We start from the raw sequence: 26,581 nt of genomic DNA, 5'->3' as shown, positions 1-26,581 counted from the left end.
GAAAGATCAGGGAGAAAAACCCGTGGCTGAATCCTACGACGTCATCATCATCGGCTCGGGCCCCGGCGGCTATGTCACGGCGGTGCGCTCCGCCCAGCTTGGCTTCAGGACGGCGATCGTCGAGCGCGAGCATCTTGGCGGCATCTGCCTCAACTGGGGCTGCATACCGACCAAGGCCCTGCTGCGCTCGGCCGAGATCATGCATTATTCGGATCACCTCAAGGACTACGGCTTGAAGCTCGAAGGCGGGAAGGTCAGCCCCGACACAGCCGCTGTGGTCGACCGTTCGCGAAAAGTGTCGCTCAGGCTGAACACCGGCGTCGGCTTCCTGATGAAGAAGAACAAGGTCGACGTCATCTGGGGCGAGGCCAAGCTCTCCAAGCCCGGCGAAGTCGTCGTTTCGAAAACGTCTAAGAAGGCGATGGAACCGCAGCCGCCGGTGCCGAAAGGCGTCAAGGGCGAGGGCACCTATACCGCCAAGCACATCATCCTGGCGACCGGCGCCCGGCCGCGCGCGCTGCCCGGCATCGAGCCGGACGGCAAGCTGATCTGGACCTATTTCGAGGCCATGGTGCCGAAGGAAATGCCGAAATCGCTGCTGGTCATGGGCTCAGGCGCCATCGGCATCGAATTCGCCTCCTTCTACCGCACCATGGGCGCCGACGTGACGGTGGTCGAACTGCTGCCGGCGGTGATGCCCGTCGAGGACGCCGAGGTCTCGAAATTCGCGCAGAAACAATTCGAGAAGCAGGGGATGAAGATCATCCTCGAGGCCAAGGTGACCAAGGTCGACAAGGGCGCTAACTCGGTCACGGCGCATGTCGAGATGAAGGACGGCAAGGTCGAGAAGATCACCGCCGACCGCATGATCTCGGCCGTCGGTGTGCAGGGCAACATCGAAAATCTCGGCCTGGAGGCGCTCGGCGTAAAGACGGACCGTGGCTGCATCGTCGTTGACGGCTACGGCAAGACCAATGTGCCGGGCGTCTACGCCATCGGCGACGTCGCCGGCCCGCCGATGCTGGCCCATAAGGCCGAGCATGAAGGCGTCGTCTGCATCGAGAAGATCGCCAACTTCCCGGGCGTGCATGCCATCGACAAGCTGAAGATCCCCGGCTGCACCTATTGCAGCCCGCAGGTCGCCTCCGTCGGCCTGACGGAAGCCAAAGCCACGGCCGAAGGCAAGGACATCCGCGTCGGGCGCTTTCCGTTCAGCGCCAACGGCAAGGCCATCGCGCTCGGCGAGGACCAGGGCTTCGTCAAGACCATCTTCGACAAGAAGACCGGGCAGCTTCTCGGCGCGCATATGGTCGGCGCCGAGGTGACCGAACTCATCCAGGGCTTCGTCGTGGCGATGAACCTGGAGACGACCGAGGAAGAGCTGATGCACACCATCTTCCCGCATCCGACGCTGTCGGAGATGATGAAGGAGAGCGTGCTCGACGCCTATGGCCGCGCTTTGAACGCATGACAGGTCACCAATCGGTGATAAATCGCCGATCGGCGATAGATGGCCAATCCGTGCTAAATTGGTCGGGTGAGACTCACACGCGGCAGCCGGGGAAAGCTGACGGCAAGGCAGTTCGTATCCGGATGCATTTTCATCTGATCGAGGAGGAACTGGCATATGCATTTGAATGGCGTCGGCTGGATCGCAGCCATCATCGTCGGCGGCCTGGCGGGCTGGCTGGCCGAGATGGTCATGAAGAGCAACACCGGCATCTTCATGAACATCATCATGGGTATCGTCGGCGCGATCGTGCTGAACGCGATCCTGCAGGCTCTCAACATTCAGTCTTTCGGCGTCGGCTGGATGGCCTATCTGATCACCGGCTTCATCGGGGCCTGCCTGCTGATCTTCGTCGGGCGGCTTGTTCGCCGCTAAGGCGCGCGAATGCGTCGCTGAACGAAAGTCGGTATGCGAAAATGGCCGTGACGGCATGCGCTGCCCCGGCCTTTTTCTTTGCCGCGAAAAGTCCTAGATGACGAAAGACAGCCGGCCGTCGAAATAGCGGCCGCGAAGGGTTTGAGATGGTCACAGTCGTAGACACGATCGCCAGCCGGCCGCGCCCGCGGCATCCCGAGAAGGCGCACCGGCCCGACCAGGAGGTGCTGCGCAAGCCCGACTGGATCCGCGTCAAGGCCCCGGTCTCCAAGGGCTATGCCGAGACGCGCGAGATCGTCAAGTCGCACAAGCTGGTGACGGTGTGCGAAGAAGCCGGCTGCCCGAACATCGGCGAGTGCTGGGACAAGAAACACGCCACCTTCATGATCATGGGCGAGATCTGCACGCGCGCCTGTGCCTTCTGCAACGTCGCGACCGGTATCCCGACCGCGCTCGATCCGGACGAGCCCGCGCGCGTGGCGCATGCCGTGAAGCAAATGGGGCTGAGCCACGTCGTCATCACCTCCGTCGACCGTGACGATCTCGCCGATGGCGGCGCCCAGCATTTCGCCGACGTTATCCGCGCCATCCGCGCGGCGACGCCCTCGACGACGATCGAGATCCTGACGCCCGACTTCCTGCGCAAGGACGGCGCGCTGGAGATCGTGGTCGCGGCCAAGCCCGACGTCTTCAACCACAATCTCGAAACCGTGCCGTCGAACTACCTGACGGTCCGCCCCGGCGCGCGCTATTTCCATTCGATCCGACTTTTACAGCGGGTCAAGGAAATCGATCCGTCGATCTTCACCAAATCCGGCATCATGGTCGGCCTCGGCGAGGAACGGAACGAAGTGCTGCAATTGATGGACGACCTGCGTTCGGCCAATGTCGACTTCATGACCATCGGCCAGTATCTGCAGCCCTCGAAGAAGCACCATCCGGTGATCCGTTTCATCCCGCCGGACGAGTTCAAGTCCTACGAAACCATCGGCAAGACCAAGGGTTTTCTGCTCATGGCATCGAGCCCGCTGACGCGTTCCTCGCACCATGCCGGCGAGGATTTCGCCAGGCTGCGCGCGGCGCGCGAGGCGCAGCTCGCGAAGGCCAGCTGACCTTCAATGCCGAAATTCGAGGCGACACGCCGCGTCGCGCATACGCCGCAAGAGATGTTCGCGCTGGTGGCCGACATCGAGGCCTACCCGCAATTCCTGCCGCTCTGTGAATCGCTCACCGTGCGCTCGCGCAAGGAGCGGGACGGCCGCACCATCCTGGTCGCCGACATGAGCATCGGCTACAAGGCGATCCGCGAGACCTTCACGACGCAGGTGCTGCTGAAGCCCGACGAGAACGCTATCGACGTCAAATACATAGACGGCCCGTTCAAATATCTCAGCAACATCTGGCGCTTCGATCCCGCCGAAGGCGGCTGCGAGGTGCATTTCTTCATCGACTACGAATTCAAGAGCCGCATTCTCGGCGCGCTGATGGGCACGATGTTCGACCGCGCCTTCCGCATGTTCTCGGAAGCCTTCGAGAAACGGGCAGATGTTATCTACGCAGCAAAGCCCGCCTAACGCTCTCCAAGCGCGCGCAACCCAAGTTGCAGCGCATGCCGTACCGTCTCGTGCCGGATGAATTCGCGGCCCTTTTGACCGAACAATTGCCGCTCCGCGGCAATCGGCTGCCCGGCCAATGCAATCCCGAACCAGACAAGGCCGACTGGCTTGTCCGCCGAACCACCGCTCGGACCGGCGATGCCGGTGACGGCGAGGGAAAGGCTTGCTTGCGAATGCGCCAGCGCGCCCGCGGCCATCTCCAGCACCGTTTCGCGCGAGACGGCGCCATTCGCATCGAGCGTGGCGGCGGAAACGCCGAGCATCTCCATCTTGGCTTCGTTGGAATAGGTGATGAAGCCGCGATCGACCACGGCGGACGACCCGGCAATGTCGGTCAGCGCCGCAATTATCAGGCCGCCGGTACAGCTCTCGGCGGTCGCCAGCATGATGCCGCGTTGCTGGCAGGCCTGGAGCAGGGCGTTTGCAAGTTCAGCGTTGCTCATGCCGGCACTTCTCCCGGATAGACGACGCTGGCGGTGGCGATCGCGGCGATGCCTTCGCCGCGCCCGACAAAGCCGAGCTTCTCATTGGTCGTCGCCTTGATCGAAATGCGCTCGGGCGCGATGCCGAGCATGGCCGAAAGCGCCTCGGTCATCGCCGCGCGATGCGGCCCGACGCGCGGCGCCTCGCAGATTAGCGTGATGTCGGCATTGGCGATACGGCCGCCGCGCTCGCGCACCAGCTTCGCCGCGTGCTCGACGAAGATCTTCGAGGCAGCACCCTTCCATTGCGGGTCCGATGGCGGGAAATGCGTGCCGATGTCGCCGGCGCCGCAGGTGGCAAGCAGCGCGTCGGTCAACGCGTGAAGCCCGACATCGGCGTCTGAGTGACCAGAGAGCTTGCGGTCATAAGGGATGGCGACGCCACACAAGGTCACATGGTCGCCGGGCTCGAACGCATGCACGTCGTAGCCATTGCCGGTGCGAATATCCGGGAAGCGCTGCTGCGCGCTGGAGAGCCGCTGGTCGGCCAATGCGATGTCCCTTGCCCAGGTGAGTTTGACGTTGTCCGGCGATCCCGGAACGATCTTGACCGGTATCTGTGCCCATTCGGCGATCGCCGCGTCGTCGGTGAATTCCGTCTTGCCCAGATGATGCGCCTTCTCATGCGCGGCAAGCAGCGGCCAGAACGGAAAACCCTGCGGCGTCTGCGCGGCATGAAGGCCTGACCTCGACACCGTCTCGTCGATCATGCCGGTCGCCGATTCCCGCTTCAGCGTGTCGGCGACGGGCAGCGCCGGCAGCGCGCCCTGGCGCTCGCCGATGGCTTCGATGGTGCGGTCGATCAGCCCGGCATCGACGAAGGGGCGTACGGCATCATGCACAAGCACTTTTGCGGGCGCCTGATCCCTCAATGCCAGGAGGCCGAGCCGGACGGAGGCCTGGCGCGACATGCCGCCGATAACAGTGATGAGACGTTCGGCGTGCGTCCCCGCGGCGCGTTGCAAAAGCTCGGCATCGTCGGCGTGAATGGCCACGACCACCGGACCGATCAGCGGATGCGAGAGAAAGATATCCAGAGTGTGGGCGATAACGGCACGGCCGCCGATGCGCTGATATTGCTTCGGACCATCGGCCTGACCGGCCCGCGCGCCTCGGCCGGCGGCAACGATCACCACCCCGATCCCGCCGCCTGGGGACGCCGCTTGCTTTTCGCTTGCCTCGCTCATTCCGATCGGTCCTAGAGCCGGATGATTTCAGGTCGATTCGACCTGAAATCTGAATCCGTCTCTAAATCAAAGAAGTAGAGCATGATGTCGGCCGAAAACCGCTCACACTTTTCGGCATCATGCTCTAGTCGGGGTGATGGCCGAAGGCCAGCATTTTCCAAAATGCGCCTTAATGTGACGTCATTGCGCGTTGCACAACGCCACACTTCTGGCTAGAGAATGTGCAACGATCGAACATGCTTGGTTTTTGTGCATGGCTGGACTGACCATACTGGCATCACCACTCGATATCGGCGGCGTGAAAATCCGCAATCGCGTTTTCCTCGCGCCGATGTCCGGCATCACCGATGAGCCGTTCCGGCAGCGCGCCCACGCGCATGGCGCGGGGCTGGTCGTGTCGGAGATGGTGGCGAGCGGCGAACTGGCCAAGGGCAGGGCTGGCTGCGACCTGCGCATCCGTCATTCCGGCCTGCCGGTGCATATGGTGCAGCTTGCCGGCCGCGAGGCTGTGCACATGGCCGAAGGCGCGCGAATCGCGGCGGACGAGGGCGCTGATATCATCGACATCAATATGGGCTGCCCGGCGAAGAAGGTGACCGGCGGCTATGCCGGCTCGGCGCTGATGCGCGACCTCGACCACGCCCTGTCGCTGATCGAGGCGGTGGTCGGCGCCGTGTCGGTGCCGGTGACGGTCAAGATGCGGCTCGGTTGGGACGAAAGCGCCCTCAATGCGCCGATGCTGGCGCGCCGCGCCGAGCAGGCCGGCGTCAGGATGGTGACTGTGCATGGCCGCACGCGTTGCCAGTTCTATCAAGGCAAGGCCGACTGGCGCGCCATCGCGCGCGTCAAGCAAGCCGTCTCGATCCCGGTGGTGGCCAATGGCGATGTCGGCGCGCCTGAGGAAGCAGCGGCGATACTCGAACTTTCCGGCGCCGATGCGGTGATGATCGGCCGCGCGCATTATGGCGCGCCATGGGTCGCGGGCAGCATTGCGACGGCCGCGGCCGGTGCAAACACACAAGGCATTCCATTCACGCCTCAAGAGTTAACCGATTACGTGGTCTCGCATTACGAGGACATGCTTTCGCTCTACGGCAACGAAAGCGGGCTGCGCCAGGCGCGCAAGCATCTCGGCTGGTATCTCGACCGCCACGGTCCCGATGTTTCTGCCGAACTGCGCAAACGCATTCTCACATCCTTCGAGCCGGGCGAAGTCGTTGCCGAATTGCGCCGCGCGTTTGTCGACGGCGCGCAGTCGACCGGCCTGCGGAGCGCGGCATGAAGGCGGATGTCCCACAGCCCACTGGCATGGCGGATGCCGCCAACATCGTGCTCAACACCATCCGCCGCCCGGTGATCATGGTCGATCCTGAGGGCTTCATCACTTTCGCCAATGCGGATGCCGAGGACTTCTTCCGCTCCAGCGCGACGATGCTTGCCCGCAACACGCTCTCCAAGCTGGTGCCGTTCGGCAGCCCGCTGCTGACGCTCGTCGACCAGGTGCGCGAGCGCCGCGCACCGGTCAACGAATACCGCGTGGACGTATCGTCGCCGCGCCTCGGCATCGAGAAGATGGTCGATCTCTATGTCGCGCCGGTGCCGGAGTTTCCGGGTTCCGTCGTCGTCATGTTCCAGGAACGGTCGATGGCCGACAAGATCGACCGCCAAATGACGCATCGGGGTGCTGCGCGCTCCGTCACCGGCCTAGCCGCCATGCTGGCGCATGAGATCAAGAATCCGCTCTCGGGCATTCGCGGCGCCGCCCAGTTGCTCGAACTGTCGGCCTCGGACGAGGACCGGGCGCTCACCCGCCTGATCACAGACGAAACCGACCGCATCGTCTCGCTGGTCGACCGCATGGAAGTGTTTTCCGACGAGCGGCCGATCGAGCGCTATCCGGTCAACATCCACGTCGTTCTGGATCATGTGAAGGCGATCGCCAAGAACGGTTTTGCCAGGCGTATCAAGATCTTGGAGGAGTATGATCCATCATTGCCTCCGGTCTTCGCCAACCGTGACCAACTGATCCAGGTCTTCCTCAATCTCGTCAAGAATGCCGCCGAGGCGATCGGATCGGATCCGCAGGGTGAGATCGTGCTGTCGACGGCCTTTCGCCCGGGCATCCGCGTTTCCGTGCCTGGAACGCAGGACCGTGTCTCGCTGCCGCTGGAATTCTGCGTGCATGACAATGGCCCCGGCGTATCGGAAGACATCCTGCCGATCCTGTTCGATCCGTTCATCACCACCAAGCCGAATGGTTCCGGCCTCGGGCTGGCGCTGGTCGCCAAGATCGTCGGCGAGCATGGCGGCATCATCGAATGCGATTCGACTGCCCGCGGCACGACTTTCCGCGTCCTGATGCCGGCCTGGAAGGAGACTTCGCCCGGCTCAGGCGATGAAGCAGAAGGAGACCGCAAATGAGCGTTCGCGGCAATATTCTGGTCGCCGACGACGATGCGGCCATCCGCACCGTGCTCAACCAGGCGCTGTCGCGTGTCGGCCACGAGGTGCGTGTCACCTCGAATGCTTCGACCCTGTGGCGCTGGGTCGCGGCGGGGGAAGGCGATCTCGTCATCACCGATGTGGTGATGCCGGACGAAAACGCCTTCGACATGCTGCCGCGCATCAAGAAGGCGCGGCCCGAGCTGCCGGTCATCGTCATGAGCGCCCAGAACACGTTCATGACCGCCATCCGCGCGTCCGAGACCGGCGCCTACGAATATCTGCCGAAGCCGTTCGACCTCACCGAGCTGCTCAACATCGTCAACCGGGCTCTGTCCGAGCCGAAGCGGCCGAAGCTCGACGCCCGCGCCGAAGACCAGCCGGAGACGATGCCGCTGGTCGGCCGCTCCGCCGCCATGCAGGACATCTATCGCATGCTCGCGCGCATGATGCAGACCGACCTCACGGTCATGATCAGCGGCGAATCCGGTACCGGCAAGGAGCTGGTGGCGCGCGCGCTGCACGAATATGGCCGCCGCCGCGGCGGTCCGTTCGTGGCCATCAACATGGCTGCGATCCCGCGTGATCTCATCGAATCGGAACTGTTCGGCCACGAGAAGGGCGCCTTCACCGGCGCGCAGAACCGTTCCAGCGGCCGCTTCGAGCAGGCGGAGGGCGGCACGCTGTTCCTTGACGAGATCGGCGACATGCCGATGGAAGCGCAGACCCGGCTGCTGCGCGTCCTGCAGCAGGGTGAATACACGACGGTCGGCGGCCGCACGCCGATCAAGACCGACGTGCGCATCGTCGCGGCCACCAACAAGGACCTGCGCACGCTGATCAACCAGGGCCTGTTTCGCGAAGACCTGTTCTATCGCCTCAATGTCGTGCCGCTCAGGCTGCCGGCGCTGCGCGAGCGTTCGGAGGACATTCCCGACCTGGTGCGGCACTTCTTCAAGCAGGGCGCCAGCGAGGGCCTGCAGACCAAGCGTATTTCGTCCGGCGGCATCGAGCTCATGAAGCGCTATCCCTGGCCGGGCAATGTGCGCGAGCTGGAAAACCTGGTGCGCCGGCTGGCCGCCCTCTACTCGCAGGACGAGATTTCGTCGGAGATCATCGAGTCCGAGCTCAAGACCGGCGAGAGGCCGGTCGTGCCGGACGGCGGCGCGCTCATTCCCGACGATCTGTCGATCGGCCAGGCGGTCGAGCATTTCCTGCAGCGCTATTTCGCCTCCTTCGGCGGCGAATTGCCTCCGTCGGGGCTTTACCAGCGTATTCTCGCCGAGGTTGAATATCCGCTCGTGCTGGCCTCGATGACGGCGACGCGGGGCAACCAGATCAAGGCTGCGGAGCTTTTGGGGCTCAACCGCAACACGCTGCGCAAGAAGATCCGCGAGCTTGGCGTCAACGTCTACAAGTCGTCCAGGCAGCCATAGCGCCGCCTCGTGCTTGCGGTAATTGGCGAATTGACGGGGGAAAGATTTCCTCCTCGGCCACACTTGTTGCATAATCGCCACAATGCGTTGCATACATCCGACGCAATGACCGACTCTGTACCGCGACATGGCAGCTGAGGCTCCGACCCTGAACCAACCGCTTTTCAGTCAGGCCGGCACGCGTGACGGCCGACGACTGCTGGCTTTGCCCGGCGTGGTCGCCATCGCCGGCGCGGTGATCACGGCGGCGATCTCGTTTGCCATCCTGGTCGGCGCAACGCCGATCGCGCCGACCGCCGACACGACCTGGGCCCTCGTCGCCGCCAACGCCGTCTTTGTTCTGTTCCTGATCGCGCTGATCGCCCGCGAGGTGCGCCGCATCGTGCTGGCGCGGCGCCACGGCAGGGCCGCCTCGCGGCTGCATGTACGCATCGTCGCGATGTTCGCGCTGGTTGCCGCCATCCCGGCCATCATGGTGGCGATCATCGCCTCGATCACGCTCGACATCGGCCTCGACCGCTGGTTCGAGATCCGCACCAAGACGATCGTCAACTCGTCGCTGTCGATCGCCGACGCCTATGTGCAGGAGAACGCGCGCAACCTGCAGGGCACGACATTGTCGATGGCATACGATCTCGATGCCTCGCGCACGCTCTACGGCCTCGACCGTAGTGGTTTCCTCGATCTGTTGAACAAGGAAGCCGTTGGCCGCGGACTGGCGCACGCCGCCCTGATCAATCCTGACGGCTCGTTCGTCATGAAAGCCAAGACCGACGCCGACTTCGCCATGCCTGAGCCGCCGGCGGGCGCCGTCGACACCGCGGCGGCCGGCAAGCCGGTGCTGATCGAGCCGCGCACCCGCAACATCATGGGCGCCATCATCAAGCTGCGCGAGATCGAAGGGCTTTATCTCTATACGATCCGGCTGGTCGATCCCGACGTCATCAAGGCGCGCCAGATCGTCAAGGGCAACACCGATGAATACCGCAATCTGGAGGACAACCGCCGGACCTCGCAGGTCGCCTTTGCATTGCCTTACCTGTCGCTCACGCTGATCATTATCCTGTCGGCGATCTGGACCGGCATCGCCGTTGCCGACCGGATCGTGCGGCCGATCCGTCAGCTGATCGGCGCCGCCGACGAGGTGGCCACCGGCAATCTCGACGTCGCCGTTCCCGTGCGCCAATCCGACGGCGATGTCGCCTCGCTCGGCGATACCTTCAACAACATGATCCTCGAGCTCAAATCGCAACGCAACGAGCTCCTTTCGGCCAAGGATCTGATCGATGAGCGCCGGCGTTTCTCCGAGGCGGTGCTGGCGGGCGTCACCGCCGGCGTCATCGGCGTCGACCCCTACGGCATCATCACCATCGTCAATCGCTCGGCCGAAACCATGCTGGCGATTTCGGCAAGTGCGACGCTCGGCCAGAACCTTTCTGCGGTCCTACCCCTTGTCGGTCGAGTCTTCGAGATCGGACGCCAGTCGGGCAAGCCGGTCTACCGCGAGCAGGTGACCTTCTTCCGCGCCGGCCTGGAGCGCACTTTCAACGTCCAGGTCACCGTCGAGTCCGGCGACGACGGCGAGGAAGAGAAATCCTACGTGGTCACCGTCGACGACATCACCGATCTCGTCCAGGCGCAGCGTTCTTCGGCCTGGGCGGATGTGGCGCGGCGCATCGCGCATGAGATCAAGAACCCGCTGACGCCGATCCAGCTCTCGGCCGAGCGCATCAGGCGCCGCTACGGCAAGGTCATCACCGAGGATCGCGAAGTCTTCGACCAGTGCACCGATACCATCATCCGCCAGGTCGAGGACATCGGTCGCATGGTCGACGAATTCTCGGCCTTCGCCCGCATGCCGAAGCCGGAGATGAAGGCGATCGACCTTCGTGAGTCGCTGCGCGAGGCCTCTTTCCTGGTCGAGGTCAGCCGCCCCGACATCGCTTTCCAGCGCGATTTCGGCAGCGAGCCGTTGAAAGGCACTTTCGACAGCCGCCTGATGGCGCAGGCCTTCGGCAACGTCATCAAGAACGCCGCCGAGGCGATCGACGGACTTGATGCGGAGAATCGTTCGGACGGCACAATCCGGATTCAAGCGGGGCGCCAAGATGGCGCCATACGAATCGACGTTATCGACAACGGCAAGGGGCTGCCGCGCGAGAATCGCCAAAGGCTTCTCGAGCCCTATATGACGACGCGCGAGAAGGGCACCGGACTTGGCCTCGCTATCGTCAAGAAGATCGTGGAAGACCATGGCGGCCGTCTCGAATTGCACGACGCGCCAGTGGATTTCCATGGTGGCCGGGGCGCGATGATCTCGATCATCCTGCCGCCGGCGACGGTCGTAGCCGCGCCGCCACGCGGTGAAGGTCGAAACGAACACGAACGAGAAACTGAAAAGGTCGGTAATGGCGTCTGACATTCTCATCGTCGATGACGAGGAAGACATCCGCGAACTTGTCGCCGGTATCCTGAGCGACGAGGGTCATGAAACCCGTACGGCGCATGACGCCGACAGCGCGCTTGCGGCGATCGCCGATCGCGCGCCGCGGCTGATTTTCCTCGATATCTGGCTGCAAGGCTCGCGCCTCGACGGCCTGGCGCTGCTCGACGAGATCAAGATCATGCATCCGAACATGCCGGTGGTAATGATTTCCGGCCACGGCAACATCGAAACGGCGGTGTCGGCCATCCGGCGCGGCGCCTACGACTTCATCGAGAAGCCGTTCAAGGCCGATCGACTGATCCTGATCGCCGAGCGCGCTCTGGAGACGTCCAAGCTGCGGCGTGAGGTTTCCGACCTCAAGCAGCGCAGCGGCGAGACCTTCGACCTGATCGGCATGTCGTCGGCCATGAGCCAGTTGCGGCAGACCATCGAGCGCGTCGCGCCCACCAACAGCCGCGTCATGATCGTCGGCCCGTCCGGCTCCGGCAAGGAACTGACGGCGCGCGCCATCCACGCGCTGTCGTCGCGCAAGGCTGGTCCTTTCGTTACCCTGAGCGCCGCCACCATCACCCCCGAGCGCATGGAGATCGAGCTGTTCGGCACCGAATCGAACGGCACCGAGCGCAAGGTCGGCGCGCTGGAGGAGGCGCATCGCGGCATCCTTTACATCGACGAAGTCGCCGACATGCCGCGCGAGACGCAAAACAAGATCCTGCGCGTGCTGGTCGAGCAGCAGTTCGAACGGGTAGGCGGCACCAAGCGCGTCAAGGTCGATGTCCGCATCATCTCGTCCACCTCGCAAAACCTCGAGGCTATGATTGCCGACGGCCGCTTCCGCGAGGACCTTTACCACCGACTGGCGGTGGTTCCGGTCATGGTGCCCGGGCTCGCCGAGCGGCGCGAGGACATTCCCTATCTCGTCGACAATTTCATGAAGCAGATCGCGCGCCAGGCCGGCATCAAGCCGCGCCGCATCGGCGACGATGCGCTGGCCGTGCTGCAGGCCCACAACTGGCCCGGCAATGTTCGCCAGCTGCGCAACAATGTCGAACGCCTGATGATCCTGGCGCGAGGGGAAAATCCCGATGCCCCGATCACCGCCGACCTTCTGCCTTCCGAGATCGGCGACGTGATGCCACGCACGCCCAATCAGTCGGACCAGCACATCATGGCGCTGCCGCTGCGCGAGGCACGCGAGCAGTTCGAGAAGGACTATCTGATCGCCCAGATCAACCGCTTCGGCGGCAACATCTCGAAGACGGCCGAATTCATCGGCATGGAGCGCTCGGCACTCCACCGCAAGCTGAAGTCGCTGGGTGTTTAGGACCGGCGTGGCTTAGCCGATTGTCTGGTACGGCAACGGCGGAATCGCCTAAGAAGGCCGGACGTTTTTCCCCGAGGGTGCCCATGCCGCGCATTGCCTATGTCAACGGGCGCTATGTCGTCCATGCTCAAGCCAGCGTCCATATCGAGGACCGCGGCTACCAGTTCGCCGACGGCGTCTATGAGGTCTGCGAGGTGGCGCGCGGCCATATCGTCGACATGCCGCGCCATCTTGCCCGGCTCAAGCGCTCGCTGAAGGAGCTATCGATTGCCTGGCCGGTCTCGGAAGGCGTGCTGCCGATGCTGCTGCGCGAGGTGGTTAACCGCAACGGCGTGATCAACGGCCTTGTCTATGTGCAGGTGACACGCGGCGTCGCCAGCCGCGAGTTCGTGTTTCCGCCGGCGGGGACGAGATCTTCCCTAGTCATAACCGCCAGAAAGGCCGATCCGGCCGCGGCGGCGAAGCGGGTGGAGACCGGCATCAAGGTCATCACCGTGCCTGAGAATCGCTGGGACCGCGTCGACATCAAGAGCACCGGCCTGTTGCCCAATGTGCTCGCCAAGCAGAAGGCCAAGGAAGCCGGCGCTCAGGAAGCCTGGTTCGTCGACACCGATGGCAACGTCAAGGAAGGCGGCTCGTCGAACGCCTGGATCGTCACAAGGGACGGCGTCCTGGTGACCCGGCCGGCCGAGCACGGCATCCTGCGCGGCATCACCCGTACCACGCTCTTCGATGTCGCCGCCAAGCTCGGCCTCAAGATCGAGGAGCGCGGTTTTTCGGTCACTGAGGCCAAGGCCGCCAGGGAGGCGTTCATCAGTTCGGCGACCACAATCGCCATGCCGGTGGTCGAAATCGACGGCGCGCCGATCGCAAATGGCCATCCTGGCTCTATGACACTTTCGTTGCGACAGGCCTTTTTTGACGTTGCGGAAAAAAGTCCAGCCTGATAACCGCACAACTGGAATGAACCTCAACTATCTCGTTCTGCTTGCCTTTGTATCGGCAAGAGGGGGTTTGCGCGCTTGACAGGTGCCGCGTAATTTGGCGCATTGTCCGCAAACCGAAGGGGATCGGCGAAAGACAAGAAAAATGGCGGAACGATCGCAAAACCTTCAGGACCTGTTCCTGAATTCAGTTCGCAAGAGCAAAAATCCACTTACCATCTTCCTCATCAACGGCGTGAAGCTGACCGGAGTCGTCACTTCGTTCGACAATTTTTGTGTGTTGTTGCGGCGTGACGGGCACTCCCAGCTCGTCTACAAGCACGCCATTTCCACGATCATGCCGAGCCAGCCGGTTCAGATGTTCGATGGCGAGGAAAGCCAGGGCGCCTGATTGGCACGTGACAAGGACGCGGACCGCAGCGTTCGCGGAAAACAAGGACATCAACTCGGGCCGGAAGCCAAGGATCCGACCCGGGCCGTTGTCATAGTGCCGGTGCTTACCCGCCAGCCGCGCGGCGACGATGAGTCGAGCCGCCCGCGCCTGAGCCGCTCCGCGGATGCCCGCCACGACGAAGCGGTGGGGCTTGCCAGCGCCATCGATCTCAATCCCGTCCACACCGCGGTGGTGACGGTCGCCGACCCACGGCCGGCCACGCTGCTCGGCAGCGGCAAGGTGGCCGAGTTCGCCGACATCGTGAAGGAACGCAAGGCGGAGCTGGTCATTGTCGACCATCCGCTGACGCCGGTTCAGCAGCGCAATCTCGAAAAGGAACTCAATGCCAAGGTGCTCGATCGCACCGGGCTCATTCTCGAGATATTCGGCGAGCGGGCGCGCACCAAGGAAGGCACGCTGCAGGTCGAGCTCGCGCATCTCAACTACCAGAAGGGCCGGCTGGTGCGCAGCTGGACCCACCTCGAGCGGCAGCGCGGCGGCGCCGGTTTCCTCGGCGGTCCCGGCGAAACCCAGATCGAATCAGACCGCCGCATCCTGCAGGACAAGATCACCAAGCTGAAGCACGAGCTGGAAACGGTGCGGCGCACACGCGACCTGCACCGCGCCAAGCGCAAGAAGGTGCCTTTTCCGGTGGTGGCGATCGTCGGCTACACCAATGCCGGCAAGTCGACGCTGTTCAACCGGCTGACCGGGGCAGGGGTGCTGGCCGAGGACATGCTGTTCGCGACGCTCGACCCCACCTTGCGGCGCGTGCGGCTGCCGCACGGCACGCCGATCATCCTGTCGGATACGGTGGGTTTCATCTCCGACCTGCCGACTCATCTGGTCGCCGCCTTCCGGGCGACGCTGGAAGAGGTTGTCGAGGCCGATCTGGTGCTGCATCTGCGCGACATTTCCGATCCAGACACGGCGGCCCAGGCTGAGGATGTCGAACGCATCCTTGGCGATCTCGGCGTCGACGCCGCCGACACCAACCGCGTGATCGAGGTCTGGAACAAGATCGATCTGCTCGACGAAGGCAATCGCGAGCGGCTGCTGGCCGAAGGCGCAAGCGGCAAGTCTCCACCGATCGCCATTTCGGCGGTGACCGGCGAGGGAATAGACACGCTGAAGGCGCTCATCGAGGCGCGCGTGTCGGGCGAGCTGGAAACGATGACGGTGACATTGAGCCCTGCCCAGCTTGGCCAGGTCGATTGGCTCTACCGCAACGGCGATGTCGTTTCGCGCGCCGACAACGAAGATGGCAGCGTCACTCTCTCGCTGACGGCCACGCATAGCGCCAGGCAGGAGATCGAGAGCCGCCTGCATCGCAAGAGCGGCAGCTAACTGGCGTTCACTTGGTACCTTTGGCCTGCTGCCAGAGCGCTTCCATCTCGTCGAGCGTTGCCTTCTCCAGCGAGCCACCCGAGGCCTCCAGGGCCTGCTCGACATAGTGGAATCGCGAACGGAATTTCTCGTTGGTGCCGCTGAGCGCCGCTTCGGAACCGAGCTTGAGGTGGCGACCGAGATTAACGAGGGCAAACAGCATGTCGCCGAACTCGTCCTTGATCGGTCCGGTATCGCCCCCGGCGAGCGCTTCGCGCAATTCGCCGATCTCTTCCTCGATCTTGTCCAGGATGGGGGCTGCCTCGCTCCAGTCGAAGCCGACACGCGCTGCTTTCTCCTGCAGCTTGAGCGCGCGTGTCAGGGCAGGGAGCGCCACCGGCACGCTGTCGAGAAAACCCTTGCCGTGATCTTCCGGATCGAGTCCGCGCGCGATGCGGGCGTCGCGCTTCTCGGCTTTTTCGGCGGCCTTGATCTTCTCCCACATGCCCTTGGCCATGCCGGCGCTGCGCGCCTTTTCGTCGCCGAAGACGTGCGGATGGCGGCGGATCATCTTGGTGGTAATAGCCTCGACGACATCGCCGAAAGCGAACTCACCGATCTCCTCGGCCATCTGCGCATGATAGACGACCTGCAGCAGGAGGTCGCCCAACTCCTCGCGCAGATCGTCGAAGTCGCCGCGCGCGATCGCATCGGCCACCTCATAGGCCTCTTCGATCGTATAGGGCGCGATGGTCGAGAAATTCTGCTCGATATCCCAGGGGCAGCCGGTCTTGGGCGCGCGCAGCGCCGCCATGATCTCGATCAGCCGGGAAATGTCTTTCGAGGGCTTCATGGCCTCAACCCTAGCGCGCGCCCCGCAAGCCGGCCACCTCGGCGGCTCGCCGGCGTGACTTGTCCACAGCTGTCGCGGGCTTCAGTCGAGGACCGAGACGATCGCCTTGGCGAGATCGTCCATGCCGTCCTCGGGCAGGCCGGCGACGTTGATGCGGCTGTCGCCGACCATATAGACGGCGTGCTCGGTGCGCAGGCGTTCGACCTGTGCCTCCGTCAGCCCAAGCCTGGAAAACATGCCGCGATGGCTGGCGACGAAATCGAAACGGTCGGAGTTGGATTGCCGGCGCAACGCCTCGGCGAAAGCGACGCGGAGTCTCAGCATGCGCAGCCGCATCTCTTCCAGCTCCGTCTCCCAGTCTTTCCTCAGGCCGGCGTCTTCCAGCACCATACGCACCGCCGCTGCGCCATGATCCGGCGGCATGGAATAGAGCGCGCGCGCCGCCGCCAGCATCTGGCTCATCGCCACGTCCGCCTGGGCGCCATCCTTGGCCATGATCATCGCCGCGCCGACGCGGTCGCGATACACGGCGAAATTCTTCGAGCAGCTCGAGGCGACGACCATTTCAGGCACCTTGCCGGCCAGCAGCCGCAGACCTGCGGCGTCGGCGTCCAGGCCCTCGCCGAAGCCTTGATAGGCAATATCGACGAAAGGCAGCAGGCCGCGCTCCAGGAGAACGTCGGTGACTTTCGCCCACTGATCGAGATCGAGATTGGCGCCGGTCGGGTTGTGACAGCAGCCATGCAGCAGCACGACGTCACCGCTGTTGGCCGTCCTGAGCGTCGCCAGCATCTCGTCGAAGCGGACGGCGCCGGAAGCAGCATCGAAATAGGGATAGTTGCGAACCTCAAGGCCGGCGGCGCGCATCACGGGCGGATGGTTCGGCCAGGTCGGATCGGAAAGCCAGACCGTGGCGCCGAGGCGTGTGCGCTGCAGAAGCTCGGCCACCAGCCTGAGCGCGCCGGATCCGCCCGGCGCCTGTGCGGCGCGGATGCGCGAATGGTCGGCTTTGTCGCCGAAGGCGAGCTTGATCATGGCGGCGTTGAAGCCGGTATCGCCGGCAAGGCCGAGATAGGTCTTGGTGTCTTGGCTTGCCAGCAGCCGCTTCTCGGCCTCGCGCACGGCGCGCATCACCGGCGTCTTGCCGTCGATGTCCTTGTAGACGCCGACACCGAGGTCGACTTTGCCGTGCCGTGGATCGTTGCGATAGAGGCCGATCAAGGCAAGGATCTTGTCGGCGGGCGCGGGCTGCAGGGTCTCGAACATCGAAAAGGACTCCAATGGCGGCGGAGTGATACGCAAATCGCCCCCGCCGCGCCAGCAGTTTCCTCACAGACGGCGACACGAAAAGAAATGCCGGGCAGGGGATTAAATTCCCCACATGCTCCGTAAACAGGGCATGAAACGATCGATGGCACGCTTCGATATTGTCGGGCAGTTGGGATCGCTACGGCGTTACGCGCGCTCGCTGACGCGTGACAGCGCCGACGCCGAGGATCTCGTCCATGACGCGCTGGTGCGCGCCTATGAGCGGCGCGCGACCTTTCGCTCGGGCGGCAATCTACGCGCCTGGCTGCTGGCGATCGTGCACAACATCTTCATCGACCGCATGCGCTCGCGCCGCTCCGAGACGGCGCGCATCGAACAGGCCGGCCTTGTCGCCGACCGCAGCGTGCCGGCGTCGCAGGACCATTCGGTGCGCCTGTCGCAGGTCAGGGAGGCGTTTCTTTCGCTCCCCGAGGAGCAGCGCTCCGCGCTCCATCTCGTCGCCATCGAAGGGCTTTCCTATCAGCAGGCGGCCGAAATCATCGGCGTGCCGCTCGGAACGCTGATCTCGCGCATCGGCCGTGCGCGTGCCGCGCTGCGCGAGATGGAGGAGAGCGGGCCACAGAAAGCCAGGCCCCATCTCAGGATCGTGGGAGACGATCAATGACCGCCAGTGTCGATCCCGTAACCGATGCCGATCTCGACGCCTATGTCGACGATCAGTTGGATGTCGCCCGCCGCATCGAGGTCGAGGCGCACCTCGCCGCCCGCCCGGAAGCGGCGGCGCGCGTGATGTCGGATTTGAGGACGCGCGACGAGCTGCGCGTCGCGCTTGCCGGACCCGTCGGCATGGCCCGTCCGAACACGAGCGAAGCGGCGCGGCGGCTGGAAAGGGCGCTTGCCAGGGGGCGTATGCTCGCCGTGCTGCAGCGGGCCGCGGCCGCGGCCGTGTTGGTCGCGGCGGGTTGGCTTGCCAACGGCATTTTCGGGCCGATCGCGGTGACCAAGGTGGTCGCCTCGACGCAGCCGCCCGCCTATGTCGAGGACGCGGTCAGGGCCCATCGGACGACCTTGGTGCGTGAGGCGATGCCGTCGCAGAAGGAGGCGCCGGGCTACGACGCCGACGAGATTCGTGCCGCCACCGCAATCGTCATGCCTTCGCTGCCCGACGACTGGAAGATCCGCGACGTCCAGATCTACCCCTCGCAATTCGGGCCGAGCGTAGAGATGGCGGTCCAGACCAAGGACCTTGGCCTCGTCTCGCTGTTCGCCATCAGGCCGGGCACGTTCGACGTCGTGAAGCCAACGATCGCGCCCGCCGACGATATTTCGTCGGCCTATTTCCAGATCGGTGAGGTTGCCTATGCGGTGGTCGGGCGCGGCGACGCCGGCAGCCTCGACCGTGCCGCCGAGAAACTCGCCAGAACTCTTTACTGAGAACCAAGGAGAACCAAATGAACAGCCCCAATCTGGGATACCGAATGGGCGCCGGCGTCCAGGCCGGAGCCGTCTACGACGAGGGCCTGCGCAGGCACATGCTGCGCGTCTACAACTATATGGGCCTCGGCCTCGTCGTCACCGGCCTGGTCGCCTTCTTCGTGGCCTCGACGCCGGCGCTCTACGTGCCGATCTTCTCCAGCCCGCTGAAATGGGCGGTGATGTTGGCGCCGCTCGCCTTCGTCATGATCTTCTCGTTCAAGATGCAGACCATGTCGGCGGCGAGCGCACAGACGATGTTCTGGGCCTTCTGCGCGGTGATGGGCCTGTCGCTCGCCTCGGTGTTCCTGGTCTTCACCTCGACCAGCATCGCGCGCACCTTCTTCATCGCCGCCACGATGTTCGGCGCCACCAGCCTTTACGGCTACACGACCAGGCGAGACCTGACGCAGTTCTCTTCCTTCCTGATCATGGGCCTGATCGGCGTGGTGATCGCAAGCCTGGTCAACCTGTTCCTCGGCTCGACCGCGCTGCAGTTCGCCATCTCGGTGATCGGCATTGCCGTCTTTGTCGGCCTCACCGCCTGGGACACGCAGACCATCAAGGAACAGTATGCAGAGAACTTCGATGCGGAATCGCAGCAGAAGCTCGCCGTCTTCGGCGCCTTCTCGCTCTATCTGAACTTCATCAACATCTTCCAGCTGCTGCTGAATTTCACCGGCGAGCGCGAATAGTCGGGCCGTAGCAGGCAACACAGCTGACCTCGGCGTGGCCGGAGGGAAACCTCCGGCCATTTTTGTCGACTTCGCACCAAGACTTCCATGATCAAGGCGACGCGCGGTATGCCTGCCGCGCTTGAGTTCACGCGCGGCCTTTTGCTAGCCTGCCGGCCAGACCAGCCCGCCGCGAGGACGCAATGGAACAGCTGACGCTTCACTCTGAGGGCATCTCGGCGACCATCGTCGGGCAGGGGGCCGAACTGGTCTCGCTGCGCGATGCCGACGGCACCGAACTTCTATGGCAGGCAGGTCCCGCCTGGCGCCGTCATTCGCCGGTCCTGTTCCCGATCGTCGGTCGCCTGAAAGGCGATCAGCTGCGCCATCGCGGCCAGACCTATCCGATGACGCAGCATGGCTTTGCCCGCGACCGGCGCTTTGCCTGGGCGGAGCAGGGCCCCACCTCCTGCACATTGGTCCTGTCGGATGACGCCGAGACCAGGGCGAAATACCCCTTCGCCTTTCGCCTGGCCATCGGCTACGACCTGAAACCGCGGCAGCTTGGCGTGACCTTCGAGATCACCAATACCGGCGACGAGCCGCTGCCGGCCTCGATCGGCGCGCATCCGGCGTTCACCTGGCCGCTGTCGCCGGAACTGCCCAAGGAGGCCTATCGCCTGACCTTCGCCAAGGATGAGCCGGCGCCGGTACGCCGCCTGAAGGACGGCCTGCTGCTGCCGGGCACGCAACCGACACCCATCGAGGGAAAGACGCTGCCGCTCTCCGAAAAACTGTTCGTTGACGACGCCGTCATCCTCGACAAGCCGGCCAGCACCAGCGTGCGCTACACCGCAAGCCAAGGTCCGGCGATCGATATTACGTGGCAGGGCTTCAACGAGCTGGGCATCTGGTCCAAGCCCGGCGGCGCGCCGTTCCTGTGCATCGAACCCTGGCACGGCATCGCCAGTCCCGCCGATTTCGACGGCGAGTTCGCCGACAAGCCGGGTGTCATGTCGATAGAGCCGGGCGGCGGGCGCGTGCTGAGCTACCGGATAGGCCTCAGCCGGGAACCGTAGAGCATGGCATATGCCATCAAGGCCAAGATCGAGGACCCGCAGGCGGAGACATTCGTCTTCGCCGCCCAGAAAACCATGTATGGCGGCAAGCACATTGCTAAAGGCGACGTTGTCTTCCTGTTCGCCAGCGAGAACGAAGGCGGGCGGGGGCTTGTTGCGCGTGGTGTCGTTACCTCATCGGAGGCTATCCCGAGACGTCCCGATCTCGAACGGCAGACACCGCGCGTCAGCATTGCCGTCCGTCGCACCGCTCTAGCGGTAAAACGATTGGGTCGCGATGAGCTCAAGCGCTTCAAGGATTGGAAGGACGGCCGGCCCGAGACCGAGCTCAACTTCAAATTCTACCGCCAGGCGACCAACAAGATCGTCGGCGTTTCAGACGGGGCGGCCGCGTTTCTCGAGGGGTTTTTCTGACGGGGCGGGACAGCTTGTTGCCAAGGCCGCGTTCTGCCACGAAGCGAGAAATCGGTGCGCATGGGAGCCACGGCGATGAGGGGCATTCGGACGTTGGCGGCGTGCGGTTTGCTCTTTTCGGCCTTGTCGCCGGCAACGGCCGGGGAGAATTACGGGCTTCGGACAAGGCAGCACTTGCCGAATGCCTGAAATATGTAGGCGATTTTCCCGGGTGACGTTCCCGGCGTGAACGATACGCCGCCTATCTGCTCTGCAACATGCCGAATGCAAGCTTGAACAATGGTGCCTGCGGATGACGAAGCCTGAAAAACCAGTCGTACACGTGGTCTTCAACATGTCAGCCGCCGGAAGCTTGCGTCACGCGCTTGCTCACATGGGGCGACACGAAACGGTCATCGGGCTGCCGGACGATCTCAGCTTTGGGCCTATCGACCCTCCCGCGATCGATCTTCGCGCCCGATGGATGGAAGACGTATTGGGCCTCGAAAGGCGTCCGGACCTCGAACAAGAGGCCGATCTTTTTTGGAGCCGCGCAACGGGCAGGGACATCGCGCCAGTCGCATGGGTATGCCGGCGAAACGCCATGGAGTTTGCCGACTTCCTCGAGTTCGTTTCGCGGATCGGCGATCAACCATTCCGGGTGGTCGACATAACCGAGATCGAGTTCGCACCCAAGCCCGATCGTTCCGAGTCTGCGATCTGGCGAGCAGGATCGTTCGGGCATGTGCCGTCAGACAGCATTGTCAGAGCACGGCTCTTGGAACGTCAGACGACGTTGACTGGACAGGAGCTGCAGGCTTACCGCGATTTTTGGAAAAAGCTTCGTACCGAGAACGCAGCTTTTCGCGTCGTGTCCGACCTTGGCCTTCATTCAACGCCGATCACGTATTTCGATAAAGCGGTGGCGTCACAAGTGACGGAAGACTGGCAGAAATGCAATCACGTGGTCGGCAAAATCCTTGTCGCTCTGTGGGACGATGGCACTTACTGTGGAGATCTCACGCTCTGGTCGCGGGTCCATGCGCTTGTGGATGGAGGTGTGTTTGAGATGAAAGGCGACGGCGCGCGAATGCGCGACAGCTTCGTACGGTTGGCAAGCAGGGCTGTGTGACATCGCGCTTTCGGCATCTCCATTGCCATACGAGAAAGTCGCATAAGATAGATTATGGAACTTCGCTTCGCGATATCTATGCATTGAATTCAAAGCGAATGTAGGAACCGAGGGATTCTTCCACGTCTTAAACATGGAAGTCTGACCAACGATATTTGGGGGTTTGATGATCACGCTTTATGGCTTTGGACGCGTTTATCCCGAAATGCTTGGCCATGGGCGCGATCTTCGCGCGCAATGGGCGCTTGAGGAAATCGGGTTGCCGTATCGGTTTCAGGCCCTCGACTTCATCGCCGGCGAGCTTGACAGTCCGGCATACAGCCAGGTCAGCACCTTCCGCCAGGTCCCTGTGATCGATGACGATGGTGTCATCGTCGCGGAGTCAGGCGCGATTGTCCTCTATCTTGCCGAAAAGGCAGGAAAGCTCATTCCAGCCGATTTCATCGGACGTATGCAGGTCGTCCAATGGTGCTTCGCCGCGCTGACCACTGTCGAGCGGCCGCTGTCTCAGATCGATGGGATCGACGCGGGCATGGGCGGCGTGGGCGCCTTCGAACGGCGGGCGGTGCTCGTCGAGGACGCCTGCCGCTGGTTTGCCGGGTTGGAGCGCCGGCTCGAAGACCGCGAGTGGATCGCCTGCGAGACGTTCACCGTGGCCGACATTCTTCTCGCCACCGCCCTGCGCCAGGTCGGCCAGACCGATCTTCTGGCACCCTATCCGCGGTTGAGCGCGTATTACGCGAGGGCTCTGGCACGCCCCGCGTGGCAACGCACGCGGAGCCTTTGCGCGGAACGCAGCGGCGTCTCGCTTGCCGACATCGCCTGAATGCCTCGCACGATCGCGCAGGTCTGGCTTGGGCATTGCCGGCAACGGCGAGCTGCAACGCCAATGAAGCAGTTGCCGCTATCGCTCTGACTCGTAAGGAATTTCGAGCACCATGCCATCATAGGCCGGCACCACGTGCTCCGGCGTCTCGGCCATTACCACGGCGTAGTCCAGCGGCACATGCATATGCGTCAGCACGGCTTTCGTCGGTGCCAGTTTCTCGATCCACTCCAGCGCTTGGCCGAGCGACAGATGGCTGGGATGCGTGTTGTACTGCAGCGCGTCGATCACCAGCATATCGAGGCCGCGCAGACGCTCGGCGGTGGCGTCCGGAAAGCCGCTTATATCCGGGCAGTAGGCGAGCCCGCCGATACGGAAGCCGAGCGAAATGATGTCGCCATGGAACTGCGGCAGCGGCTCAAGGGTGAGGGCGCCCCCCTCGCCTTCGATCACGACCGGCCTGCCGTGATTGATGATGTGGGCCTTTACGATCGGCGGATAGGAGCTGCCGGGTGGCGTCTCGAAGCAATAACCGAACGCCTGGCGCAGCCGCAGCATGGTCGGCTCGTCGGCATGGATGTCGATGCGATGGCGTTGCTCAAGCACATAGCCGCGCAGATCGTCGATGCCATGGATATGGTCGGCATGCGGATGGGTATAGACAACGGCATCGATACGCCTGACCGAGGCCAGCAGCATCTGCTCGCGGAAATCCGGTCCGGTGTCGATGACGACCGTGGTGCGCGCGCCATTGGCGGCAATCCGCTCGACCAGGGCTGCCGTGCGCATGCGCCGGTTCTTGGGATTCGCGGGATCGCAATTGCCCCAATCGCCGGTGATGCGCGGCGTGCCGGGTGATGAGCCGCAGCCAAGAACGGTGAAGCGCAGCCGGTCGCCCATGCCTCAGCCCGCAGCCACGCCGGGGCGCGGCATCTTGGTGAACAGCCTGAAGAAGTTGCCGGTGGTGATATCGGCGATTTCAGCCTCGCTGACACCGATGGTCTCGGAGAGCACCTTCGCCGTGTTCGTGACATAAGCCGGTTCGTTGCGTTTTCCCCGATGCGGGATCGGCGCAAGGTAGGGCGCGTCGGTCTCGACCAGCAGCCGGTCGCGCGGAACATCGGCCGCGATAGCGCGCAGCTCGGCGGAATTTTTGAAGGTCAGGATGCCGGAGAAGGAGACATAGCCGCCCAGCGCCACGCCGATTTCGGCCAGCCTGCGCCCGGACGAAAAACAGTGCAGGATGAAGGGGAAGGCGCCCTTCCCTGTCTCGTCCTCGAGGATCGACGCCATGTCGTCGTCGGCATTGCGCGCATGGATGACCAACGGCAGGCCGGTCCGGCGTGCCGCGGCGATATGGGTGCGAAAACCTTGCGCCTGCGCATCGCGCGGCGCCTTGTCATAGTAGTAATCCAGCCCGGCTTCGCCGATAGCCACCACCTTTGGATGCTCGGCGAGCCGCACCAGTTCGTCGGCGGTCACGTCAAGTTCTTCGGCCGCATTGTGCGGATGGGTGCCGACCGAGCAATAGACCTCGTCGAAAGTTTCAGCGATTTCAAGGATCTGCTGAAAGCGCTTCACGCGCGTCGAGATCGTGACCATGCGGCCTACCCCGGCGGCGAGGGCGCGGGCGACGATAGCCGCCCGCTCCTCGCCGAAATCCGGAAAGTCGAGATGGCAATGGCTGTCGACCAGCATCAGGCGCCCTGCTCGACATAACGCGGGAACACGCCCTCCGGCGCCGGCAAGGCGGTGCCGGGCACCAGCGCGTGGTCGGCATGGACGTGCTCGAAAGCACGCCTGTCCGCAGGCACCGCCAACAAGTCGAGCAACTTGGCCGCCGATCCCGGAATGAAGGGCTGGCAAAGGAGTGCCACCCGCCGCACCAGTTCGGCCGTTGTCCACAAGACCGTTTCCATTCGCTCCGGATTGGTCTTCTTCAGCGCCCACGGCTCCTGGGAGGCGAAATAGCGGTCCGCTTCCGCCACCACGCCGAAGATCGCCGCCAGCGCCAGATGGATGCCCTGCTCCGCCATCGCCCGGCGCGAAACGGCCAGCGCTTCGATCGCCTGGTCGAGGATCGCGGTATCGGCCTCCGCCAGCTCGTCGCGCTTCGGCACCGCGCCGCCGCAATTCTTGGCGATCATCGACAGCGACCGCTGCGCCAGATTGCCAAGGCCGTTGGCGAGATCGGCGTTGGTGCGGTTGACGATCGCCTCATGGCTGTAGTTGCCGTCCTGGCCGAACGGCACCTCGCGCAGGAAGAAATAGCGCACCTGGTCGACGCCGTAATGCTCCACCATCGTGAACGGGTCGATGACGTTGCCGACCGACTTCGACATCTTCTCGCCGCGGTTGAACAGAAAGCCGTGTGCGAAGACGCGCTTCGGAAGCGGGATTCCCGCCGACATCAGGAAGGCCGGCCAATACACTGTATGGAAGCGGACGATGTCCTTGCCGATGATGTGGGCGTCAGCTGGCCAAAACCGCCATTTCTCATCCTTTTCATTGGGATACCCGATGCCGGTGATGTAGTTGGTCAAGGCGTCGATCCACACATACATCACATGCTTCTCGTCGCCCGGCACCGGCACGCCCCAGTCGAAGGTGGTGCGCGAGATCGACAGGTCCTTCAGCCCCGATCTGACGAAGCTCATCACCTCGTTGCGACGCTCGGCCGGACCGATGAAATCGGGCTGGCTCTCGTAGAGCGCGAGGAGCTTGTCCTGATAGGTCGAAAGGCGGAAGAAATAGCTTTCCTCTTCGACCCATTCGACAGGCGTTCCCTGCGGTCCGTAGCGCACATTGTCGGCGCGGACCTCGGTCTCCTCCTCGCCGTAATAGGCTTCGTCGCGCACCGAGTACCAGCCGGCATAGCCGCCCTTGTAGATGTCGCCATTGGCGGCCATCGCCTTCCAGATCGCCTGGGAGGACACATAATGCCGCTCCTCGGTGGTGCGGATGAAATCGTTGTTGGAAGCGTTGAGCGCCGTCGCCATGCGCCGGAACTCGGCCGAGTTGCGGTCGGCGAGCTCGCGCGCCGCGATGCCTTCCTTGCGCGCCGTCTGCAGCATCTTGATGCCGTGCTCGTCGGTGCCGGTCAGGAAGAACACGTCCTTGCCGTCGAGCCGCTGGAAGCGGGCGAGCGCGTCGGTGGCGATCAGTTCGTAGGCATGCCCGATATGCGGCTTGCCGTTCGGGTAGGAGATCGCGGTCGTGATGTAGAATGTGTCGCGTGACATGAATGAACCGTCATGAATATCTGAATGTGAGTTGTGGCGGTGGATATCGCATCGGAACGTCGATTGCCATCCCGAGGCCAATGCATGCCGCCCGAACGTGGGCCAACGGCATGCATCGA

26 protein-coding genes are annotated in these 26,581 nt (G+C 63.5%); 19 read left to right on the top strand and 7 right to left on the bottom strand.

Going from position 1 to position 26,581, the window contains the following annotated elements:
* The first annotated feature begins 22 nt into the window (after positions 1 to 22).
* The 4 genes from lpdA to CK230_RS15780 all read left to right on the top strand — a co-directional run bounded on the left by lpdA (position 23) and on the right by CK230_RS15780 (position 3,459).
* Positions 23 to 1,471, top strand: coding sequence for a dihydrolipoyl dehydrogenase (gene lpdA / locus CK230_RS15795; protein WP_095818090.1), 1,449 nt, complete (start codon positions 23 to 25; stop codon positions 1,469 to 1,471).
* 156 nt (positions 1,472 to 1,627) lie between these two features.
* On the top strand, positions 1,628 to 1,885 hold the full coding sequence (locus CK230_RS15790) for a GlsB/YeaQ/YmgE family stress response membrane protein (RefSeq protein ID WP_095818089.1): 258 nt from the start codon (positions 1,628 to 1,630) through the stop codon (positions 1,883 to 1,885).
* 146 nt (positions 1,886 to 2,031) lie between these two features.
* Complete coding sequence (gene lipA / locus CK230_RS15785; RefSeq protein WP_095818088.1) at positions 2,032 to 2,997, top strand: lipoyl synthase; 966 nt, start codon at positions 2,032 to 2,034, stop codon at positions 2,995 to 2,997.
* Between the two features lie 6 nt (positions 2,998 to 3,003).
* On the top strand, positions 3,004 to 3,459 hold the full coding sequence (locus CK230_RS15780) for a type II toxin-antitoxin system RatA family toxin (protein ID WP_095818087.1): 456 nt from the start codon (positions 3,004 to 3,006) through the stop codon (positions 3,457 to 3,459).
* On the opposite strand, the gene CK230_RS15775 is transcribed toward CK230_RS15780, so the two are convergent.
* Together CK230_RS15775 and CK230_RS15770 are read right to left on the bottom strand one after the other, a co-directional pair.
* Positions 3,456 to 3,944 carry a CinA family protein gene (locus tag CK230_RS15775; RefSeq protein WP_095818086.1) on the bottom strand — a complete coding sequence of 163 codons (489 nt, stop codon included), beginning with the start codon at positions 3,942 to 3,944 and terminating at the stop codon, positions 3,456 to 3,458. The genes CK230_RS15780 and CK230_RS15775 overlap by 4 nt on opposite strands.
* A complete protein-coding gene (locus CK230_RS15770) occupies positions 3,941 to 5,170 on the bottom strand; it encodes a bifunctional 2-C-methyl-D-erythritol 4-phosphate cytidylyltransferase/2-C-methyl-D-erythritol 2,4-cyclodiphosphate synthase (RefSeq protein WP_095818085.1) in 1,230 nt (409 codons plus the stop codon). Before CK230_RS15770 ends, CK230_RS15775 begins: the two co-directional genes overlap by 4 nt.
* A gap of 253 nt (positions 5,171 to 5,423) precedes the next feature.
* Between CK230_RS15770 and dusB the strand changes: the two genes are divergently transcribed.
* The 8 genes from dusB to hflX all read left to right on the top strand — a co-directional run bounded on the left by dusB (position 5,424) and on the right by hflX (position 15,542).
* A complete protein-coding gene (dusB, locus tag CK230_RS15765) occupies positions 5,424 to 6,452 on the top strand; it encodes a tRNA dihydrouridine synthase DusB (protein WP_095818084.1) in 1,029 nt (342 codons plus the stop codon).
* Positions 6,449 to 7,591 carry a nitrogen regulation protein NR(II) gene (locus CK230_RS15760; protein WP_095818083.1) on the top strand — a complete coding sequence of 381 codons (1,143 nt, stop codon included), beginning with the start codon at positions 6,449 to 6,451 and terminating at the stop codon, positions 7,589 to 7,591. The genes dusB and CK230_RS15760 overlap by 4 nt, the downstream gene beginning before the upstream one ends.
* The gene (ntrC, locus tag CK230_RS15755; RefSeq protein WP_095818082.1) at positions 7,588 to 9,048 is read left to right on the top strand and encodes a nitrogen regulation protein NR(I); all 1,461 of its coding nucleotides are present in this window, start codon (positions 7,588 to 7,590) and stop codon (positions 9,046 to 9,048) included. Before CK230_RS15760 ends, ntrC begins: the two co-directional genes overlap by 4 nt.
* Before the next feature lie 127 nt (positions 9,049 to 9,175).
* Positions 9,176 to 11,467, top strand: coding sequence for a PAS domain-containing sensor histidine kinase (locus CK230_RS15750; RefSeq protein ID WP_095818081.1), 2,292 nt, complete (start codon positions 9,176 to 9,178; stop codon positions 11,465 to 11,467).
* On the top strand, positions 11,457 to 12,818 hold the full coding sequence (locus CK230_RS15745) for a sigma-54 dependent transcriptional regulator (RefSeq protein ID WP_095818080.1): 1,362 nt from the start codon (positions 11,457 to 11,459) through the stop codon (positions 12,816 to 12,818). The genes CK230_RS15750 and CK230_RS15745 overlap by 11 nt, the downstream gene beginning before the upstream one ends.
* A gap of 83 nt (positions 12,819 to 12,901) precedes the next feature.
* Positions 12,902 to 13,765, top strand: coding sequence for a D-amino-acid transaminase (locus CK230_RS15740; RefSeq protein ID WP_095818079.1), 864 nt, complete (start codon positions 12,902 to 12,904; stop codon positions 13,763 to 13,765).
* A 142-nt stretch (positions 13,766 to 13,907) separates the two neighbouring features.
* Positions 13,908 to 14,153: an RNA chaperone Hfq gene (gene hfq, locus CK230_RS15735; RefSeq protein ID WP_006202172.1), complete on the top strand. Its 246-nt coding sequence runs from the start codon at positions 13,908 to 13,910 to the stop codon at positions 14,151 to 14,153.
* Positions 14,154 to 15,542, top strand: a complete 1,389-nt coding sequence (hflX, locus tag CK230_RS15730) for a GTPase HflX (protein ID WP_095818078.1) — start codon at positions 14,154 to 14,156, stop codon at positions 15,540 to 15,542.
* Between the two features lie 7 nt (positions 15,543 to 15,549).
* Here hflX and mazG read toward each other — a convergent pair whose 3' ends face one another.
* Both mazG and CK230_RS15720 read right to left on the bottom strand, forming a co-directional pair.
* Positions 15,550 to 16,374 (bottom strand): nucleoside triphosphate pyrophosphohydrolase, encoded by an 825-nt coding sequence (gene mazG, locus CK230_RS15725; protein WP_095818077.1) that lies wholly within the window; start codon positions 16,372 to 16,374, stop codon positions 15,550 to 15,552.
* Between the two features lie 81 nt (positions 16,375 to 16,455).
* The gene (locus tag CK230_RS15720; protein ID WP_095818169.1) at positions 16,456 to 17,640 is read right to left on the bottom strand and encodes an amino acid aminotransferase; all 1,185 of its coding nucleotides are present in this window, start codon (positions 17,638 to 17,640) and stop codon (positions 16,456 to 16,458) included.
* 145 nt (positions 17,641 to 17,785) lie between these two features.
* Between CK230_RS15720 and CK230_RS15715 the strand changes: the two genes are divergently transcribed.
* The 7 genes from CK230_RS15715 (at position 17,786) to CK230_RS15685 (ending at position 23,220) form a co-directional block, all read left to right on the top strand.
* Positions 17,786 to 18,307 carry a sigma-70 family RNA polymerase sigma factor gene (locus CK230_RS15715; protein ID WP_245429933.1) on the top strand — a complete coding sequence of 174 codons (522 nt, stop codon included), beginning with the start codon at positions 17,786 to 17,788 and terminating at the stop codon, positions 18,305 to 18,307.
* Positions 18,304 to 19,077, top strand: a complete 774-nt coding sequence (locus CK230_RS15710) for an anti-sigma factor (protein WP_095818075.1) — start codon at positions 18,304 to 18,306, stop codon at positions 19,075 to 19,077. The genes CK230_RS15715 and CK230_RS15710 overlap by 4 nt, the downstream gene beginning before the upstream one ends.
* Before the next feature lie 17 nt (positions 19,078 to 19,094).
* Positions 19,095 to 19,811 (top strand): Bax inhibitor-1/YccA family protein, encoded by a 717-nt coding sequence (locus CK230_RS15705; protein WP_095818074.1) that lies wholly within the window; start codon positions 19,095 to 19,097, stop codon positions 19,809 to 19,811.
* Between the two features lie 182 nt (positions 19,812 to 19,993).
* Complete coding sequence (locus CK230_RS15700; RefSeq protein ID WP_095818073.1) at positions 19,994 to 20,869, top strand: aldose 1-epimerase family protein; 876 nt, start codon at positions 19,994 to 19,996, stop codon at positions 20,867 to 20,869.
* Between the two features lie 3 nt (positions 20,870 to 20,872).
* Positions 20,873 to 21,283, top strand: a complete 411-nt coding sequence (locus CK230_RS15695) for a hypothetical protein (RefSeq protein ID WP_095818072.1) — start codon at positions 20,873 to 20,875, stop codon at positions 21,281 to 21,283.
* Between the two features lie 292 nt (positions 21,284 to 21,575).
* Positions 21,576 to 22,394, top strand: coding sequence for a DUF3658 domain-containing protein (locus CK230_RS15690; protein WP_095818071.1), 819 nt, complete (start codon positions 21,576 to 21,578; stop codon positions 22,392 to 22,394).
* 166 nt (positions 22,395 to 22,560) lie between these two features.
* Positions 22,561 to 23,220, top strand: a complete 660-nt coding sequence (locus CK230_RS15685; protein WP_095818070.1) for a glutathione S-transferase family protein — start codon at positions 22,561 to 22,563, stop codon at positions 23,218 to 23,220.
* 78 nt (positions 23,221 to 23,298) lie between these two features.
* Here the strand turns inward: CK230_RS15685 and CK230_RS15680 are convergent, their stop codons facing one another.
* From CK230_RS15680 to metG, 3 genes are read right to left on the bottom strand one after another with little or no spacing between them, the layout of a single operon-like run.
* Positions 23,299 to 24,120, bottom strand: a complete 822-nt coding sequence (locus CK230_RS15680; RefSeq protein WP_095818069.1) for an MBL fold metallo-hydrolase — start codon at positions 24,118 to 24,120, stop codon at positions 23,299 to 23,301.
* A gap of 3 nt (positions 24,121 to 24,123) precedes the next feature.
* A complete protein-coding gene (locus CK230_RS15675) occupies positions 24,124 to 24,918 on the bottom strand; it encodes a TatD family hydrolase (RefSeq protein ID WP_095818068.1) in 795 nt (264 codons plus the stop codon).
* Positions 24,918 to 26,462: a methionine--tRNA ligase gene (gene metG, locus CK230_RS15670; RefSeq protein ID WP_095818067.1), complete on the bottom strand. Its 1,545-nt coding sequence runs from the start codon at positions 26,460 to 26,462 to the stop codon at positions 24,918 to 24,920. Before metG ends, CK230_RS15675 begins: the two co-directional genes overlap by 1 nt.
* Positions 26,463 to 26,581: the final 119 nt, after the last annotated feature.

This window comes from Mesorhizobium sp. WSM3859 (assembly GCF_002295065.1).
Taxonomy (GTDB): domain Bacteria; phylum Pseudomonadota; class Alphaproteobacteria; order Rhizobiales; family Rhizobiaceae; genus Mesorhizobium.
The sequence above is the reverse complement of the archived record's forward strand: the minus strand, read 5'-3'. Positions and strand labels throughout refer to the sequence as shown.